Below are 20,579 nucleotides of genomic sequence, written 5' to 3'. Positions count from 1 at the left end.
TGGACCGGTGGGTCTGGGGCACCGGCAGCGGCATCGAACCCGTACTGGCCCCGGCGGACGGGGCGGCGGGGCCGCGGTGGCAGATGGTGGAGGGCGACTGGTGGGCCGGATTCCGCCCCGAGCCCTCGACCGCCGAACTGGGCCGGCTGGCAGAGCAGTTCACCGAAGACCGCGGGCGGGCCGCGGACGTACTGCGATGGGTACGGGCGATCCGGCTGGTCTACGGCCCCCTGCTGGAGAACGACACCGCCGCGTTCGAAGCGCTCCTCCAGGGTTTCCGGGCGTTGCAACAGACCCGCGTGGCCCAGGGCTTCCCGTCCGCACTGACATGGGGTGACCTGCGGTCCGCCATCAGCTCCTACTTCGCGGCCAACGGGCAGGCCGAGCCCCCGCTCCCGGTGGCCCTGCAGTTCCTGCTGCTCTCGGCCGCGGGCTCGACGGGTGTCGACCTGGAACTGTCCAGGTTCTCGATCGTTCCGCAGCATGTCAGCCTGCGGGCCTGGGAGGGGGCCGAGGCGGTCGGCGGCGAGACCGACGGGGACGAGGAGATGTCTCTCTTCGCGCCGTCGCCGGAGCCCTCCGCGCTGCCGTCCGCCTCAACCCCCGCGCAGAGCGTGCCCGTACCCCCGGCGGTTCCGGGTCCGGGCACGGTCACCGGACCGAACGACTCCCTGCTGTCGGCGGACACGGTGATCACCGGGCCGTCGGGGCGGGCGCAGGGCCGCAACTGGACGGGCAAGCCGGTCAGCCGGGTCCTGCCGCGGACGGTGCGCGTCATCGAGACCCGGCCCGGCGTCGTGCCGAAGATCGTGTCCAGCGAGGCCGCTGCGTGGCCCGAGTCGGCCTACGTGGTGGCGGCGGCGGGTGAGGACGGACGCGTACGGCTGCCGGACGGCCGGCTCCTGGACGGCGAGGGCCTCGCCGCCGTGCTGGCCGACGACCCCGAGCTGGCCCAGCTGCCGAAGGACGTCCCCGTCGTCCTGGCCGTCCCGTTCGCGGGACAGCAGTACCAGGAGACCCTGCAGCTGGTGGCCGACCGGCTGGGCCGCGTGGTGCGGGGACCCAGCGGCGACGGCCGTCTGGTCCCCGACGGCTCCGGCGGCGCACATGTCCTGACCCTGGTCGACCGCGACCCGGGCGCGCCGATCGGCTCCTGGGTGGCCGCCTCTCCCTCGGCCGCGACCGGCCCGTCCCCGGACCGCCGGTGGACGGCGCTGGACGGGACGACGTTCCACGACAGCGACGTGGACACCCTGCCGCTGGTCGACGGGGCCCAGGAGCGGTTCGGCCGGATGGCCATGCCGCGGCAGGACCCCCTGCAACGGCTGGAGCGTCGTTTCCGCGACTTCCGCCGGATGCGCCGACTGGCGCACTTGACGCCCGCCGGCGCCTCGTACCTGGACGGCGGCTCCGAGCCGGTCTCCATGGACGCGGCGGTGTACGTGTACGCCGGCCACGGGAATCCCGGGCGGCTGGTGCTTCCGCTGCGTGACGGCCGGACGGTGCGGCTGGGCAAGCGGGACGCGGCCGCCTACATCGCCGGCCTGCGCGAGGTTCAGGAACTGCCGCCCGGCCACCGGATACACCTGGAGGTCTGCTGGAGCGAGTCGGACGGTGACCCGCAGCAGCCGCAGGCCCCGTACGCTCCGGCACCCCATGTGGACGATCCGCTCGGCGAGGTCCCGCTCGTCCAGCACGTGGCGAACCTGACCCGCCGGGAGACGGACGGAGCCACCCGGCAGACCGGCCTGGACAACGCCCGGCGCTCGACGGTGGACGCGGCGAACGGTGAGCGGGGCCGCCGGGTCCTGCGCCGCCCCGAGCCGCTCGACCACGAGCTGGACCAGCTGGCCCGTGAGGCGGGGCTGCACCCGGGCCCGGGTGCGGTGCCGGCGGAGACGCGGGAGGCCACCCTGCGGCTGGTGCGGGCGCTGCGGACGGTGTTCGGCAACGAGATCGAGGACGACCGCGGGGTGCCGGGCGGCCGCTACGAGCGGGTCCTGACGGGCATCGGCGCACTGGAACGGATGCGGGCCAACGACCCGGCGCTCAGCCAGTTCACCCCCGTCCGCATGGACATGCTGAACTACTACGTCCTGGAGCACACCGACCGCGCCCCGGACCCGGCCGGATACCTCGCCCTGTTCGACTTCGCCGCGGCCCGCGTGGCGGCCGACGCCGACGCCCGGCTGAGCGACGCGGTGCCGTCCCCGGCGCTGATGGCCACCCTCCGGCAGCTGGCGGACAAGGGCGAGCTGGTGACCCGTCACGTCCAGTCGCTGTCCGCCTCGGCGGCGTTCACCCCCCGGCACGTGGCGTCCACCCTGTGGGCCACGGCCCGTGGCGCCCAGGTCTTCGCCCTGATGACACGCGCGGACCGGGAGGCGATGGGCCGCAAGGTCCTCCATCTGGACGCGTCCGCCGTGTGGGAACGATCGCAGCACGAGGCCCTGTGGGCGCTGCTGTCGAAGGCGATCGCGGAAGGCGTGGACGTCTCCGACCACGACCTGCTGGCCGCCTATCACCTGAAGGAAGCCGGTGCCTTCGGCCCGGCGGCTCTCCTGCGGCAGGGCCCCCACGTCCAGGGCGTCAACTGGTCCGGCACCCCCGCGCCCGGCGGCATCAACTGGGGCGCTGTGTTCCGCGTGGGGTCCGGACCGAACGGGATCACCACGCACCCGGTCCAGCCGGACTGGACCGGCCCGAACAAGCCCATGCCCACGCTGCACGTGGTCGAGGTCGACCAGGCCGGCGCCGTCGTCGTCCACCTGCCCGGCCGTGCTCCCGTCACGGTCCCGGAGAGCGAGTACCTGGCGCTGCTGGGCCTCGACCCGGCGCTGCGTACCCTCCCCCTGGGTACTCCGGTGCTGTTCCTGACCACCGGTGCGGGGGCACTCAGCCCGCAGCTGGTAGAGAGGTTCTCCCAGAGCACGGGACGTCCGGCCTTCGGCTACAGCGCGCCGATGATGCTCGCACGCGCCGCCGACCCCTCCGGCCCGCTCAGCATCCTCACCCTGCCGGCCCCGGCCGGCACGGCCCCGGGCCACTGGACCACCGCCACCCGGCAGGCCACCGCCCCGGGAACCACCACCGCCCAGGGCGCCCCGTTCGTCTTCAGCCCGGAGGACCCGGCGGCCCCGGCACAGACACCGGACATCGCGTCCCTGCGCCTGGGGGAGGGGGAGGAGCCCCCTGCCGGCTCCCTGCTGTCGCCGGGGACCTTGATGACGAACGCGTCCGGGGTGCCGCGCGGGGACGCAGTGTTCTCCTCGCCCCCGCCGTCGGCCGTGCCGCGGAGCCTGACGGGTGCCGAGGTCACCGTGCCGCCGCCGCTCGGCCGCGCGGAGCTGACGGCGGTCGTACGCCGGGTGGCGGGCAGCGTGCCGATGCGGGACATGTCGGTCGAGCGGTGTCTGGTGCTGCTGGGGGCGTTGCGCGGCGCGTTGTTCCGGCGGGGTGTGCGTCCGGCGGGCACGGTGGACGATTCGGTGGTCGGCGACCTGTCGGCGGCACCGTCGCTGGTGGTGGGTCCCGGGTGGCGCGGAGTGCGGTCCTGGGAGTCGGTGGCGGGTGCGGTCGCGGCCCAGGGGCCGGGTGCGGTGGCTCTCGTCCTGGCGCGGCGTCAGGGTGAGGCGCTGGGGCACGCGTGGGCGGCGTACCACCTGGGTGGTGCCGACGGTGTGGTGTGGGTGGACATGTCGGCGGGTGCGGGCCGTCAGGTGTCCGCGCTGCCGCCCGCGGTCGCGGCGTCGGACGCGCGGGCGGTGGTCGTCGATGCGTCCGGTCAGGTGCTGGAGCGTGCGCTGCCGGAGTTCGCGCAGTCGTCTTCCGTGGTGCACGCGGGGCTCGACGCGGCGACCGGGCGTGAGTACGGAGCGCTCGGCCTGGAGGTCGAGGAGCGCCGGGACCTCTTCATCAACCTGCCGGGTGGTGTCACCGGGACGCTGGTACTGGCCCACGGCCCCGGGATCACGCTCGTCACGGACGGCCGGACCTTCTGGGAGACGGCCGACGGCCGTCTGCACATGAACAAGCCGCAGGAGGAGCCGGGGACGCCGGAGCCCGTCAGGATGAAGCTCACCATCGGTGAGTTCGTCGTCGATCCGATGGCGGTGCTCCCGGGGGAGCGGAGGCAGTCCCCGGAAGAGGCCATGACCCGGCTGCAGCAGGCGCGGGCCGCCGCGAGGATCGCCGACGAACGGCAGGCCGCCGTCCCGCTCACCGAGGTGCTGGGCCCGCTCGGCGGCTGGACGTTCACCGAGGTGGGCGAGGCGACGAAGGTCAACCCCGCGCCGGTGGACTTCGACTGGTCCGCCTACGGCCAGCTCACCGTCGGGTACCCCGTCGCCGGCCTCCGGGAACTCCAGGACTTCACCTTCGAGCGGTTGGGCCTGTCGAGGTTCATGTACCTGATGGCCGGGGGCCGTAGCTTCGGCCAGACGGCCGCCATGATGTTCGCCAACGACGTCCTCGGCCGTGCCGCCGTGGAGCTCCACGTCGTGCCGTTCCTCGCGGCCGTCCCGGACGTCGACGAGGTGTGGGGGTACGGATGGCTGGGCTTCCAGAACGTCGCGGCCTCGCCGGTCGCCGACGTCCTGGACAACGGCCGGCCCGCGGGGGCCGATCCGACCCTCATCAAGAACCTCCTGCCCGCGGCCTCGCGGCATGCCCTGGACCGCATCCGGCGGGCGCTGCGGCCGCGCACCCGGACCTTCCTCGACGACCGCCACGATCAGCTCACCCAGGACGTCGTCGAGCAGATGGGCAAGCTGCTGGAGCTCCACCGGCAGCTGTGGACGCCGGACCGGCCCGCCGAGGCCGGGTTCTTCGACGCCCCCGGCGCGGACGTGCCGACGCCCCGCGAGCACTGGACGGCCGTCCTCACCGGCCGTACGTCCGAGGGCCTCCCCGTCAGCCAGCGCTACGCCGTCGGAATGGACGACGATCAGTACCCCACCCTGGACACCGACGACGGCCGGCTGGAGATCCCGCTGGCCCTCATGGAGCTGCGGCACTTCGGCTACACGGGCCAGTTCATGACGCCCGAGGAGATCCGGCGGGCCGTCACCGAGCTGTCCGACCTCAGCCGCAACGCCTACGAGCGCGTACTGATGTTCCACGCCCCGCTGCCCGAGGACGTCCTGCGGGAATCCATCCTGCGGATCACGGACAACCCGGTGGTGCAGGGCGTCGGCGGCTTCCTCGTGGTGGCCGCCCGGATGGGCATCCCGCAGGCCGGCGGGCCCAACAAGATGCTGATGACCGAGTGGGACGCCAGGGCCATCGCCCTCAGGCTGGGCGAGTACGCCCTGGGCAGCGCGCTGCACGACGGCGATCCCGCCTACCAGCAGCTGCGGGCGGCGCTCACCGAGGCCTACGCACTGCTGCCCCAGATGCCCCAGGGACCGGGGCAGACGAGGGCCCGGGGCATCTTCGACGCGGCACGGACCGCCCTCGGCATCCTGGCCGACCCCGCGCGGACGCCTCCCCTGATGCTGTGGTTCTCGGAGCTGGTGGCGGTGGACGGGACCCGGGTGCTGCTGGAGCGGGTGCTGGTGGCCAGGCACCGGGACGCGGAGGACAAGCCGGTGGGCGTGTCGTCCCGGCCGGTCCAGGACTGGCAGGACGCCCGTCGGCAGACCTACGCCCTGATGCCCGCGGCGCAGGAGTTCACCCTCGTCCGGCCCGGCCCGGTGCCGCTGGAGAGCCCGGCGCAGCCGCTGCCGTTCGACCAGGCGTACCTGGTCGGGCTCCGCGGTGACGCCGAGGCGGCTTCTCTGGCACTGGCGGACGGCGCCGACGCGGTCTTCGCCTACGAGCGGATCGTGGACTTCCTGTTCGCGGTGGACGGGAACCTGACGGCGTTGCCGCCGGAGAGCCCGCTGCTGGTGGCCGGGGCCGATCTGGCCGGCCCGCCGCTGCGCGACCCGCTGGAGGTGCCGCTGGCCGGGCAGGTCCTGGCCAACGGCCTGGACCGCTGGGTGTGGGCGACGGGCAGCGGCGCGGAGCCGGTGCTGGCTCCGGGGGACGGGAACAGGGGCCCGCGCTGGCAGGTGGCGGAGGGCGACTGGTGGGCTGGTTTTCGGCCTGAGCCGTCGACGGCGCAACTGGGGCGCCTGGCGGAGCTGGTGACGGGTGAGCGGGCCCGTGCCGGCGACGTGCTGCGCTGGGTGCGGGCGGTCCGGCTGATCTTCGGTCCGATGGTGGAGAACGACTCGGCGGCGCTGGAGGCGTTGCTGCGCGGCTTCTGGGCGCTGGAGCGGACCCGGACGGCGAACGGTTTCCCGTCCTCGCTGACGTGGGGCGAACTGCGCCTCGCGATCAGTTCGTACTTCGCGGCCAACGGTCAGCCCGAGCCTCCGCTGCCGGTGGCCGTGCAGTTCCTGCTGCTCTCGGCCGCCGGCTCGATGGGCGTCGACCTCGAACTGTCCGGGTTCCGGATCACGCCGGCGCATCACAGCGTGCGCGCCTGGGACGGGGCCGCCGTCACAGGAGTGCCCGGCAACGGGACGGTGACCGACGGGACGTCCTTCTTCGCGCCGACCGCCGCGCCGCCGTCCGTGGCGGGTGTCCCCGCGCCGCCCGCCGTACCGGCGGCCTTCACCGGGCCGAACGACCCGGTCCTGGCGCCGGAGACCCTGATCGCCGGGCCGTCGGGGCGCTCGCAGGGCCGCAACTGGACGCCCAGGAAGGTCACCCGGGTCCTGCCCGGGACGGTGCGGGTCGTCGAGACCCGGCCGGGCGCCGCGCCGAAGGTGGTGTCGAGCGGGCCGGCACCGTGGCCGGACACCGCCTACGTCGTAGCGGCGGACGGCGAGGACGGCCTGGTACGGCTGCCCGACGGCCGGGTGCTGGACGCCGAGGGCATCGCCGCCGCGCTGGCCGCCGACCCGGAGCTCGCCGAGCTGCCGAAGGACGTCCCCGTCGTCCTGGCGGTCGGGCAGGCGGGGGACCGGTACCAGGAAACGCTGCGGCTGGTGGCGGAACGGCTGGGGCGTCCGGTGTGGGGCCCGAGCGGTGCGGGGCGTCTGGTACCCGACGGGTCCGGGGACGCACACGTCCTGGTGCTGACGGACCACGATCCGGAGGTGCCGGTCGGTGCGTGGGTGCGGGTCGCCCCGCCGGCGGTGACCTGGGCACACACGGACCGCACGTGGACCGCCCTGGACGGAACGGTGTTCCGCGACAGCGACGTGGTCACCCGCCCGCTGGTGGACGAGAAGAACGAGCGGTTCGGCCGGCTGTCGGTCGCCCGGAGCGACGGGCTGCGGCGCAGGGAGCAGCATTTCCGGAAGTTCCGCGAGATGCGGCGGCTGCTGCACTGGACACCGGCCGGTGCGGGGCACCACGAGGGCGAGTACGAGCCGGTCTCCATGGACGCGGCGGTCTACGTGTACGCCGGCCACGGATCCCCCGGGCGGATGGCGATTCCGCTGCGGGACGGCCGGACGGTGTGGCTGGGCAAGCGGGACGCGGCCGCGTACATCGCGGGGCTGCCGGAGGTACGGGAGCTGCCGCCGGGGCACCGGATGCATCTGGAGGTCTGCTGGAGCGAGACGGACGGCGACCCGCGCAAGGAGCAGGCTTCGTACGCTCCGTCGCCTCACGTCGACGACCCGCTGGACGACGTCCCGCTCAGCCAGTACGTCGCCAACCTGACCCGGCTGGAGACCGACGGCGCCACCCGGATGACAGGGCTGAACGACATCCGGCGTGCGGCCCTGAGCGCAGCCAACGGTGAGCGTGGGCGCCGGGTCCTGCGCCGCCCCGAGCCGCTGAACCCCGAGCTGGACCAGCTGGCCCGGGACGCCGGCCTGCACCACGGCGTAGGCGAGGTGCCGGCGGAGACCAGGGAGACCACCCTGCGGCTGGTGCGGGCGCTGCGGGCCGTCTTCGGCAACGAGATCGAGGACCACCGAGGTGTGCCGGGAGGCCGCTACGAGCGCGTACTGAAGGGCATCGGCGCGCTGGAACGGATGCGGTCCAACGACCCGGCGATCAGTCAGGTCACCCCGTTCCGCATGGACCTGCTGAACTTCTTCGTCCAGGAACACACCGGGACCGCCCCCGATCCCCGGGGATATGTGGCGTTCCTCGACTTCGCCGCGGCGCGGGTGGCGGCCGACCCCACCGCCCGGCTCACGGACGTGGTGCCGTCACCGCCACTCCAGATCACCCTCAAGCAACTGGCGGACAAGGGTGAGCAGGTGATCCGTCACGTGCAGTCGGTACGGGCTCCCGCGGCGTTCACCCCCCGGCAGGTGGCGTCCACGCTGTGGGCCACGGCCCGGGCCGCCCAGATCCTCCGTCCCCTGGCCCCCGCCGACCGCGAGGCGATGGGCCGTAGGGTCCTCCACCTCGACAGCACCACGGCGTGGGACCGGTCACAGCAGGAAGCCCTGTGGGCGGTCATGGCCAAGGCCGTCGCGCAGGGCATGGACGTGTCCGACCACGACCTGCTGGTCGCGTACCACCTGTCGGAGAGCGGTGCCTTCGGACCGGCGGCCGTGCTGCGCCAGGGATCCGACATCCAGGGCGTGAACTGGTCCGGGACCCCCGCACCCGCCGGGGTCGACTGGAGCAGCGTGCGCCAGATGACCCTCGGACCCGGCGGGACCAGCCTGCACCCCGTCCGGCCGGAATGGACCGGCCCGGGCAAGCCCATGCCGATGCTGACCGTGGTCGAGGTCGACCAGGCCGGCAGTATCGTCCTGCACCTTCCCGGCCGCACCCCCGCCCCCGTCACCGAGCGCGAGTTCCTGGCCCTGCTGGACCTGAGCCCGGCGATGGGTACGGTCGCTCTCGGCATCCCGGTGCTCTTCCTGACCACAGGTCCGGGAGCCCTGAGCCCGCAGCTGGTGCAGACGTTCTCCCAGAACACCGGGCGCCCCGCCTACGGTTACAGCGCGCCGATGCTGCTCACCGACACCGGCCCCGCCTTCCCGCTCCACATCCTCGCCCTGCTCGATCCGGCCACCCAGACCCCGGGCCACTGGACCACCGCCACCCGGCAGCCGGCCACCGGCACCGGGACCACCGCCCTGGACGGCCTGGTCCTCTTCGGCCCGACACCCCCGCCGACCGCATCCGCCGCGCAGACGACGGACCCGTTCCGGGACCCGGACACGCTGCTGCGGGACGCCTCCGGCGCGGTCCGCGGGCGCGACCTGAAGGGAGGGTGGATCAACCGGGTGCGGATCGACCGGGTGCTGGTGGTCACGGGCGACCCGGCCACGCGGGAGGTAGCGGAGCCGGACCTGCCCGCGCCGTGGGGCGACAACGCCTACGTGGTCGGGGACCGGCCCTTCGACGGGCAGTCGATGGACCCAGAGGCGTTCGCGGAGCGGCTGGCCGGCGATCCGGAACTGTCGCGGCAGCCGGGGCACGTGCCGGTCGTGCTGGCGATCCCGTACGCGGGCTCCCAGTACCTGGAACTGATGCGAGCGGTCGCCCTCAGGCTGGGGCGGCGGGTGTGGGCGCCGAGCGGTGACGGGCGGCTGCGGTACGAACCCGGCCTGGGCGCCCACGTGCCGACGATGACGGTCCGGGACACCGGGGACTGGCACGGCGACTGGGTGCCGTTCGACCCGCCCGCGGCACCGGCGCCGTTCGAGGACCGTGAGTGGACCTCGGTCGACGGCAGGCAGTTCCGCGACAGCGACGTGGTCACGCGGCCGCTGGTCTTCGACGGCCGTGAGCGGTTCGGCCGCATCTCCATGAACGACAACATGGCCAGGCGCGAGGAGCTGCTGCGGACCTTCTTCGACCACCGGCGACGGTTGCACTACGTGGCCACCGGCGAGGGCGACAAGCAGGTCGGCACCGAGCCGTTCACCCCGGACCGCGCCGTCTACCACTACACCGCCCACGGCCTCCCGGGCAGCCTGGCGCTCGTCCTGCGCAGCGGCGAGACCGTGCGGTTGAACGCGGCCGACGGCGGGCGGTACATAGGCGGGCTGCGCGAGGTCGGCGAGCTGCCGCCCGGTTACCGGTTGGGGCTCGAGGTCTGCTACGCCGGATCGGCGGGCGACCCGCGCCACCACCTGCAGGAGGGCCGCCCGGTGCCCGCCTCGGTGGATCTCCTGGAAGAGGTGTCGCTCGCGCAGCACACGGCCAACGTGAGCCGGATGGAGGTCGACGCGGCCTCCATGACCACGGGCATGGACGACGGTGCCCGCCTGATCGAGGACACCCCCGGCGGGGTGATCGGGCGCGTGGAGCGCGTCCGGCCCGAGCCTCTGGACGGCGAGCTGGACCGACTGGCGCGCGACGCCGGGCTGCACACCGCACCCGGCGCCGTGCCCCCGGAGGTCCGGGTGACCATGCTGCGGCTGGTCCGTGCGCTGCGCCTGGCGTTCGGCCAGAACATCGAGGACGACCGCGGAGTACCGGGGGGCCGGTACGAACGGGTGCTGAAGGGCATCGGGGCGCTGGAGACCCTGCGCGCCGCCGACCCCGGCCTGCGGTCGCTCACCCCGTTCCGGCCGGACCTGTGGAGTTTCCTCGCGCGGCAGGTCGGCGAGGGCGTCCCGGCCGAGGCCGCTCACGTGGCGGTCCTGGACGCGGCCCGGAACCTGGTGACCCTGCGGCCGGACGCCCGGCTCGGCGAGATGGTCCCGGACACCGCGCTGACGTACGCCGTCGACGAGCTCTCGGGCGACGGCGGCACGAGCCTCGTCCAAGGCGTGCTGGACCTGGCCGACTTCATGCCGGTGCGTCCGAAGGACACCGCGCGGGCCTTCTGGGCGACGGTGGCCGCGGCCGACCGGATCCTGTTCGGGATGACACCCGTGGGCCAGGAGAGCCTCGGCCGCGGTGTTCTCCACATGGCGGACACCGACCCCTGGACCGACGAGCGGATCATGGAGCTGACACTCCTGGCCACCCGGGCACACGCGCGCGGCGTGAACATCGCCGACCCGGATCTGCTGGCCGCCTACCACCTCGGTGAACTGGGAGCCTTCGCCCAGATCCTCACCGACGGGACGGAACCGACCGGCTACAACTGGAGCGGCCGCCCGGCGCCCAACGGCGTGGACGTCGACCGCTGGTACGCGCGGCTGAAGAGCGGCGGAGACATCCTCACCGTTCCTCACCCGGCACAGTGGAAGTCCAAGGAGGCACCCGGCCGGTCCAGGGTGATCTGGACCGGGACGGACGGCGGAGCGGTCGTCGTGCACCTGCCCGGCCACCCCCCGCTGCGCATACCCGACACACAGCTCTGGGCCCTCCTGGAGCTCGCCCCGCTGCTGACCGAGGCGGGCGTGGACGTCCCCGTCCTCTTCCCGATGCCCGAGTTCGCGGCCGGAGGGGCGAAACGGCTACAGGCGTTCTCCGACCGCACCGGCCGGAACGCGTGGGGCTACACCGGCCCCCTCGACCTCGTCGAGGACGACCCGTTCGGCCCGCTGGCCGTCACCGCGCTCCGCGAGAAGAAGCTGGGCCGGTGGATCACCACCGTCTGGAAGGCCCGGCCCGTACAGCCCTGGTCCCCGGACGGCGTCACCACGGCCCCGGGGGCCGGTTCCGGGACCTCGGACGGGTGGGCCTCCGCCCGGCCGGCGCCGTCGGCCCGGCACGAGTCGGGCGTGGGGACCTTCCACTTCGCGGGTTCCGGCACCGGCGATCCGACCGCGCGCCCCGAGTACGCCTACCCGTCGGCCGTCCGGATCAACGCCGCCCCTGCGACCCCGGCCGACCAGGAGATCACCCCGGACGGGGAGGCGGAGACCGCCGGCACCGCGCCTGCCTCCGACAACGGCCCCGCCTGGGCGGTGCCTTCCTGGCGTCCCGCCGGATCGCCCGGCACGGTGAGGTTCGCCGGCCTGTACCAGGACCGTGAGTGGCAGCGCCGCAGCGCGGCCCTGGAGTTCGCGTACGCCGAGCACCTGGGCCGGACCGGCGGGCTCGTCGACTCCGTGCGCGACGCGGTGTCCCGCATGTACGGGGAACTCGCGGCGCGCCACGGTCAGGACGCCGCGCTACGGGCCTTCTTCGCTCCGGACGCCGTTCCCGGGGACCCGGCCGCGGAACTGGAGCGGCTGCGGGCGCTGCCTCCGGGGCCGCTCGCCCTCGACGCGCTGATGACCGCGCTCACGTACGCCTCGTACGCGGCTCCCGGGCTGCCGCGCGAGACGGCCGAGGCCCTGTCCCGGCCGGCCGGCAGCCGTGCGCGGTACGCGCCGGGCAGCGCGTACCGCGAGGTGCACGACAGCCGGGGGATGCGCCGGGTGGGCGGCGAGTACGGCCCCGCACTCCGGCTGCTGCGGACCTACGCCGCGCTCGGCGCCTCGCCCGGCCGCCTGCTCGCGCTGCGCGACGCGCTCATCGCCTGGGCGGTCCCGGCCGACCTCCAGTCCCTCCACGAGATCCTGCGCGCCTCCCACCGGCTCGGCCTGGGGACCGCTGGGGAGCGTGGCCTCGCGCTGCGCGACGGGGCCGGACTCCACACCTGGGTGGCGGACTCGGTCCCGGCGGCCGGACCCGCCAGGACCGACCGGGACGGACTGTCCTTCGTCCCTCCGCACCGCGCCCTGTACGCCGAGCGTATGACGTTCGGCCGCGACATCACACGCAGCAGACTGGATCTCCCCGGCGGCCTCGTGGACCTGGTCGACGCCGCGCTCGCCGGAGACCCGCTGCCCGAGACGGATCGCGGCCGGGCCCTTCACGACTGGCTGAGCCGTTACGGCGACGCGGGCCGTCAGGCCCTGGAGCGGCTGCACCCCGCCCATCTGACGGCCGTGCACCTCTACAGCGGCGCCGACTACCGGCTGATGAAGGCGTTCCTCAACGGCGAGCGTTTCGGCGCGGGGATCGGACGCCGCCTGGTGCGCCTCACCACCTGGACCATGACCCGGAAGATGGCCGAGGTCGGCGCCGCCGACCTCCTTCCGGCCACCCTCCGCCGGCAGGACGGCTTCGCCGCCCTGTTCGACGCGATGTGGGAGGTGGACGATCTCGATGCGAAGACTCCCGAGGTGGCGGGAGTGAGGCGCCGTCTGGACGCGTTGGCGGACGCGGTGTACGAGGAGCTGGCCCTGCACGTCGACATGACGATCGAGGCGCTGGAGATCCTGCCCCCGTTGAACGGTGATGTCTGGTGGGGCGACCGCGGGGTGCCCGGGGCGCTGGGCGCGCCCCCTGTGGACGGCCCGGTGTACGGCAGGGACCGGATCACGATGCCGGTCTTCCGCAGCACGGCGCGGAGCAAGGAGGAAGCGCTCGGCTTCATGCACCGGAGCAAGGGCGTTCCCGGTGACGCGCATCGCGGGCTGGTGCACGTGACCCGTTCGACGGCGCGGGAGGTCAGCCCGTTCGTCGTCCTGCCGCTGGAGACGGAGGTCCTGTATCCGCCGGGTGCCTCCGTCGACATCACCATCCGGACCGTCGTCCCCGGCGACGCGCGGACGGAGCCGTACGAGTTCATCCGGGCCGAAGAAGTGACGGAGCGGCAACTGGTGTCCGCCGACACCGGCCGGATCACGGAACCCGGTTCTCCCGACGAGCTGTTCGGTGTCCGTCCCCCGGCCGCCGCAGCCGACGGTGCGACCCGGCCCGCGCCGGTGATGCGGCCCGTGCACGGGCGGAACGGCGAGCTGATCGGTGTGGCCTCGTTCGACGACACGGACTGGGCGGAGCGGCAGGAGCAGTACGGCAGGCTGGACCGCGCGCAGGGCTTCGTGTCGTGGGAGCGCGACGGTGCGGGCCGGCCCGCCGCGACGGAGCAGGCGCTGCCGGGCGGTGGCACGGCCGAAGGGACGTTCTTCTTCGCGTCGCACGGTGGCGCCGACGGGCTGGCGCTGGTCACCGCGGACGGTGGGGTCCGGCGGGACGACGGTGCGTACGCGGGACGGCTGCTGCGCTCGGCGCGGGACCGCGGCTTCCGCAGCGTGACGGTGCTCGCCTGCGGTCCCGGCGACGTACCGCCCAGCGAGGCCGAGGCCCGGGCGCGCGCCAGGAGGATCGCCGACGGGGCGGGGCTGCCGACGCATCTCCCGGTGGGGCGCGTGGCGGTGTCCGACGGGCTGCCGCACCTGCTGGAGGACGCCGACGGGCGGGCCACGTACTGGGTGACGGAGTACCCGGACGGCTGGACGGGCCCCCGCGTACCGGCCTCGGGCACCGGCAGCCGTTCCGCGTTCGGCTACCCGGCCCCCGGCCTGTCCAACGTCACGGGCAGCGTGCGGGACGCCACCCTGGAGCAGATCGTCGCCGCCGACGCCGCCGGGGGAGCGCCCTGGGCGGTGACGGCCTGGCAGCCCGCCGGGGCCCCGGACACGCCGCGGTTCACCGGCTTCTACCAGGAGCGCGTGTGGCGGCAGGCGAGCGTCGACTGGGAGGACTCCCTCGCCGAGGCGCTGAGCGACGTCCCCGAACTCGCCGACGCGGCCGGGACGGCCCTGCGCGGGGTGTACGAGCGACTCGCCGAGCGCAACGGGGACGAGGCGGCGGCCCGCGCGTTCTTCGCCCCGGACGCCATGCCGGAGGACCCGGTCGCCGAGCTGGAGGGTCTGCTCGACGAGCCGCCGGGGCCGGAGGCCCTGGACGGGCTGATGAGGGCCCTCGTGTACGCCGCGTACGCCGGCCCGGGGCTGCCACGCGAGGTCGAGGAGGCCCTTTCCGCGGGCGGCGCGCGGTTCGCGGAGGACAGCGCCTACCGCGCCGTGCACGACAGCCGCGGTTTCCGCCGGGTGGGCGGCGAGCGCGGTCCCGCGCTGCGCCTGCTGCGGATGTTCGCCGCGCTCGACCTGCCGCCCGCCCTGCTGCCGGTGTTCCGCGCCGCCGTGGCCGCCTGGACGATCCCGTACGACCTGCAGTCGCTGCACGAAGTGCTCCGCGCCTCCCACCTGATCGGCATGGGCGACACGGACGAACGCGCCGCCGCGACCCGCGACGGTGCCGCGCTCCACACCTGGACGGTGCGCCGGTTCACGGAGAGCGGACTGCTGCCCAGCGAGGACGACGGCAGCGAGCTCGCGGCCCTGACCCCGCCGCACCAGGCCCTCTACCAGGAGCGCATGACCTTCCCGTTCGAGCTCACCGGGACGATGGACGTACCGGACGCCCTCGTCACGATGGCCGGCGCCGCGCTGGCCGGCGCGCTGCCGCCCCGCCCGGCCACCCGGCTGCAGGTCATGGCCGCATGGCTGGAGCGGTACGGCGACCGGGGCGCCGAGGCGCTCAGGCGGCTCACTCCGGGGCACATCACGGCCCTGTACCTCTACAGCTCGTACGACTACCGGCTGATGAAGGCGCTGCTCAACGGCGAGCGGCTGGGTCAGGGCCTCAGCCGTCACCTGGTGCGCTTCCACAGCTGGCGGTACCTCCTGGAGTCGGCCCGCGAGGAGGAGCTGGACATGCCGCCGCTCACCCTGGTCAGCCAGCCCGAATTCGCCGACGTGTACGAGGAACTGACCGAACTGCCCGATCTCGACACGCCGAGCCGGGAGCTGGCCCGGCTGCGGCGCCGCGCGGACATGATGGCCGACCGGCTCCACGGTGAGCTGAAACTGCACATCGACATGGCCGTCGAGGCGCTGGAGATCCTGCCGTCCGTCGGGGAGACCGCGTGGTGGGGCGAGCGGGGAGCGCCCGGCCCCATCGACCGGCCCGCCCTGAACGGCCCCATGTACGGTGCCGACACCATCCGCGTGGCGTTCTTCCGCAGCACCTCCCTGAAGACCACGGAGGCGATCGAGTTCGCCCTGGGCGACAAGGCGGTTCCCGCCGGTTCGCACCGCAAGCTGATCCAGGTCAGGAACTCGACGGCGCGCGACGGCACTCCCTTCCTCAAGCACCTCTCGGAAGGGGAGGCGCTGTACCCGCCGGGCATGGAGTTCGACGTCATCGACCGGCGGCTCGTCGAGACCCGCGGACGGCCGCCGATGCTGCACGAGGTGGTCGAGGAGGCGACCCCGCTGCCCGACGGCCTCTCCGGGACGTCGCCGGCCGACCCGCTTCCCTTCACCCCGGTGGTGTTCGAGGACGCGGCGGACGACCTGTTCGACCTCGGCCTGGACACCGACTCCGACATGTCCGACGCCGGTGGTTCGTACGCCGACGGCGACTTTGACCTCGACGCCCGCTCCGACGCCGGCGACGACGACGCCTTCGGCGCACCGGCCGGCGCCTATCCGCCGCGTGACTACTGGAACGCCCCGTGGGCGGGGCCCGGGACCGCGCCCTCCCCGGAAGGGGTCGTCGTCCAGGAGATCCGCGCGAAGGGCAGGACGGTCGGCAAGGCCTCCTTCACCCGGCACGACTGGGAGCGGCGCGAGCCGTTCTACGGTCGCCTGCCCGAGGCCACCCACTACACCGAGTGGAGCCGCGGCCCCGCCCAGGAACGCGTGGCCGAGCGGCGCCCGCTGCCCGCCACGACGGAGTCCGGCACCTTCTTCTGGACGTCCCACGGCGGGGCGGACGGCTATGCCGTCGCCGACGGGAACGACATGCCCGTCGGGGCCGACGGTGCGATGGTGGGGCGCCTGCTCGGACAGGACCTGGCCGCGGCGGGCTTCACCACCATCACCGTCCTCGCGTGCGACATCGCCACCGGCACGGGCGTGCCCACCGGCACCGCGCCCCAGGGGGACAGCCTGCGGCGCGCCGTCCGACGCGCCCAGGGGATCGCCGACTTCACCGGCCTGGACGTGTACCTCAACACCGGCCGTACCGCGATCACCCCCGGTCAGGACGAGTACGGGCGGCCGACGGCCGACATCCACCTCCTGGAGGCCGCCGACGGCAGTCCCACGACCATGCTGCGCGTCACCCCGGGCTCCCGGGCCGGTGCGGACCTCGGCCTCCCCGGGCCCGCGACCCCCGCCCCGGAACCGGGCACGCCGGCCGAGGCGCCCTGGTCCGTGCCCGGATGGCGTGTCGCCGGAACGCCCGAAAGCGTGCGATTCGCCGGGCTCTACCGGGACCGGGAGTGGCGCAACGTCAGCTACCGGTTCGAGCTGGGCCTGGCGCAGAAGCTGACCGCCGACCCCGAGGCCGTCCAGGGTGCCGTGCGCGCGCTCACCCGGCTCCACCACTTCCTGGCGCAGCGGCACGGCGCGCTCGCCGCGGACAGTGCCTTCTTCCAGGGACCGGACGCCGGGCAGTGGCTCGCGGCACCGCAGGCGGTGCGCCGATTCCTGGAGGCCGGACCGTCCGTACCCCACCTGATCCAGGCGTTCGGCCACGCGGCGTACGGCGCCGCGAGTCCCGTCACCCTGCTGCGTACCCTGCCCGGCTGGCTCCGGTCACCGTGGGCACCGCGGCCGTGGGGACCCCGGCAGGGGGCGTACAGGACCGCGCACGACCCGCGCGGATTCCGTTACGTCGGCGGGGTGGTCGGCCCGGCCCTGTGGCTGCTGCAGGCCTACCGGGCGATCGGGGCGAGCGGGCCCGAGCTGATGGCCTTCCGCAAGGCCCTGCTGGCCTGGTCGATCCTGACCGACACCCAGTCCCTGCACGAGGTGCTGCGCGCCTCGCACATGGCCGGCGTGGGCACCGAGGCCGAACGCGTCGCACTCACCCGCGACGGCGCCCGGCTGCACCAGGTGGCCGGACGTGTCTTCGGCGTCGGCCCCGTCCTGCCGCACCACCACGTCTACGACAGCACGACGCACTTCGTCTCCCGCTACGACGTCGCCGTTCCCGGGGACATCGCGCAGGCGCTGACCGCGGCGCAGACCGGGGCCCGCGTGGCGGAGGAACTGGTGCCACGGGTCGAGGTGGCCACCCGGTGGCTCGAGCGGTTCGGGGAGCGGGGCCGGGCGTCCCTGCGTGCCCTGGCTCCCGGCCACCTGACCGCGCTGTTCCTCTACACCAGCCAGGACCACGAGCTCTTCAAGACCTATGTCACCGCGAGCCGCTTCGGCGCCGCCGGCCGCTGGATGTTCCGGCAGCGGATATGGCAGTACGTGCGGAAGGACGTCGTGGAAGGCGGCCAAGGCCTGCCGGAACTGCTGGACGCCCACGAAGGCCTGAGTGACGCGATATCCGATCTGCGGGACCTGGACACGGAGGCGACCGAGGAGGAGACGGCGGCGGAGACCAGGGCCATCCGCCGCCGGGTGGACCGGATCGCCGACAAGCTGTACGACGACATGGCCATGCACGTCGACATGGCGGTCGAGGCGCTGGAGATCCTTCCGCCGGTGAACGGCCCGGTCTACTGGGGTGGCTGGCTCCCTGGACACCTGGACGCGATCGCGCAGGACGGGCCCCTCCTCACCGCGACCACGCTGTACATCCCGCGCTTCCGCAGCACCAGCGAGGACTGGGACACGGCGGGAGGGTACACACTGGGCGATCTCAGGGAGATGGGCGACGCCCAGGACCGGCACGCGATGCGGGGGCACGTGGCGCACTCCACCGCTCGCCAGGTGGCACCGTTCTCGGCGTGGATCGACGAGGAGGAAGTGCTCTACCCACCGGGCACGGCGATGAGCATTCTCGGCCGTGACATCGAGACGGACGCCGTATCAGGGCTGCGTTTCGCCGAATACGAGTTGCAGGAGATGCCTGCCTACCCGTCCCCGGTCCTCCACAACGCCGAGGACGGGCCGGCGCCGCGGATCGTGGAACTCACCGACGACGAGGCCGCCGCCCTGGAGGCCGACGACGAGGCCACCGCCCTGGAGGCCGACGCCCCCGTGCCTCCGGACGGCTACCGGCGCACCGGCCCGTACGCCGCCGAGTTCGACGGCACCGTCTTCGCTCTCCACACGTCACCGGGGGAGGGCGACCGGACCCTGGCCACCCTGCTCTTCGCCCTCCGCCACGCCGCGGCCGACGCCCTCCAGGAGGCGGGCATCGACACGGCCGACGACCTCCGCGCCTGGCTGGACGGTGTCCTCACCGACGACGACGTGTCCGAGGCGGAGGTGCCGCCGCTCGACGCGGGCCGGAACCTTCCGCTGAGCCTCCTGGACAAGGTCGGGGCACCCCTCGACATCTCCCAGCGCACCGAGGCCATGCTCCTCGGCGACAAGCTCCCGGCCTCGGGGGTCCCGCTGAGCCCCGCCCGGCGCCTGCGGGTGCTGCTGACGGACGCCTCCTACGGAGCCGAGGGCGCGACCGTGCCGATGGGACCCCTCGTGACAGCGGCGGCCCGCGGACTCGGGGTGACCGTGGCCGTGGCCGGCCCGGACGGCGAGGTCACACTCCACGGCGAGGGCACCGGCGACGCACCCCCCGCCCTGCTGGTCCAGGACGGGGACCGCCACCTCGCCGGGCTTGCGGACGGGCCGGGCGACACCACCGACGGGAGCGGGGCACGACTGAACCGGGTGGTGGACGCCCTGTCCTCGGCGCCGGTGTCCGTGCTGCGCCCGGTGACGGCCCGGCAGGCACCGGAGTGGGTCATGGCCCGCATCCGCTACATGACGGAGGCGGCGCGTTTCGAGGAGCGGCTGGGCCGGTATCTCGGCGGCCACGAAGCGGCGAACACCCAGCTCGGCGTGATGACCGCGGAGCTCTGGAACCGGGCCGTGGCAGCGGGCCGCTGGCCGGAACTCGGCTCGGACGACCCCGCCGTCGACGGCGCGGTGGGCACCGACCGGGACCGGCTCCAGACCGTCGCGGAAGCGGGCAACCTCCGCGAACGCATGGCCATGCTGTGGATCGGCTCCCGGTCACCGGACGGGCACGGCGGACTCATCTCCGACCTGCTCGGCAGCCCTGACCCGAACCCCGAGGTGATCACCGCGGAGTACCGGTCCTTCCGGCCGCCCGCCGAGACGATGACCGCCTACGAGGAGCTGGGCGCACAGCCGTACCGAACGCCCGAGGAGCAGGCGCGGCTGGCCCGCGCCGAGCGGGCGCTGCGCACACCGCTGCGCCCGGAGGACCTGTCGCCCCCGCTGAGCGAGGCCGAGCGCGCCCTGATGCCGGACGACACCATCCCGTGGGTGCCGGGGATGAACCGCTACGACATCGCCATGAGCAGCCTTCCGCAGTCCGAGGCGGAGACGAGGGGGGCCCTGGTCCGGGCCGGCACCTCCGGCTCGGCCTACCGGCTGATGGCGCAGGCGGTGAAGATGCGCGACGCGTGGGGTCTGGACGTCGACCTGGGCCTGGTGCGGATCGCGCTGATGGCCGAGATGCTGCAGGCGGGGCACCACACCCTGGACGAGATCATGCGGGGCGCCCAACTGGTCCTCGACGGCCTGCGGGAGAGCGGTGCCGCGGAGCCGACCGACCTCGACTACGTCGACAACTGGGGCCGTTACCGCAGTCTCGCCCCCTTGACCGAGGCGGAGCTGCGTGAACACGTGGCCGTCGACGGCAGGTTCCCCGACGAGCACGCGCTGGACGCGGCGGACCTGCCGGCCGAGGACGGGCCGGCCGACCCGGCGGATCCGGCGGTGGCCGAGTGGGCGGCGGACCACCAGGACGTACTGGACGAGACCTTGGCCGTCCTGACGGCGCTGCGCCCCGACGCCCTTCCCGGCTCCGACGACGGTGTCCTGACCACCGGCCGGCTGGAGCAGCTGGTCGACGCGTGGTTCCGGGCCCGGAACCTGACCCCCGCCGGCTCCCTGGCGGACAGGCTCCGCCGCATACTGGACGACGACCGTGCATAA

At 74.0% G+C, this 20,579-nt stretch carries 1 protein-coding gene (running past one end of the window); it reads left to right on the top strand.

Features of this window, described 5'->3' with window-relative positions; genetic code table 11:
• Positions 1–20,579: the final stretch of a lonely Cys domain-containing protein gene (locus tag ACH4VO_RS11355; RefSeq protein ID WP_360991640.1), read on the top strand. The gene continues 21,427 nt to the left of window position 1, outside the view; 20,579 of the gene's 42,006 nt are visible here — the last part of the coding sequence; its start codon lies beyond the left edge, outside the window; the stop codon is at positions 20,577–20,579.

The organism is Streptomyces sp. NPDC020780, assembly GCF_044334475.1.
Lineage (GTDB): Bacteria > Actinomycetota > Actinomycetes > Streptomycetales > Streptomycetaceae > Streptomyces.
This window is presented reverse-complemented; position numbering and strand designations above follow the sequence as displayed.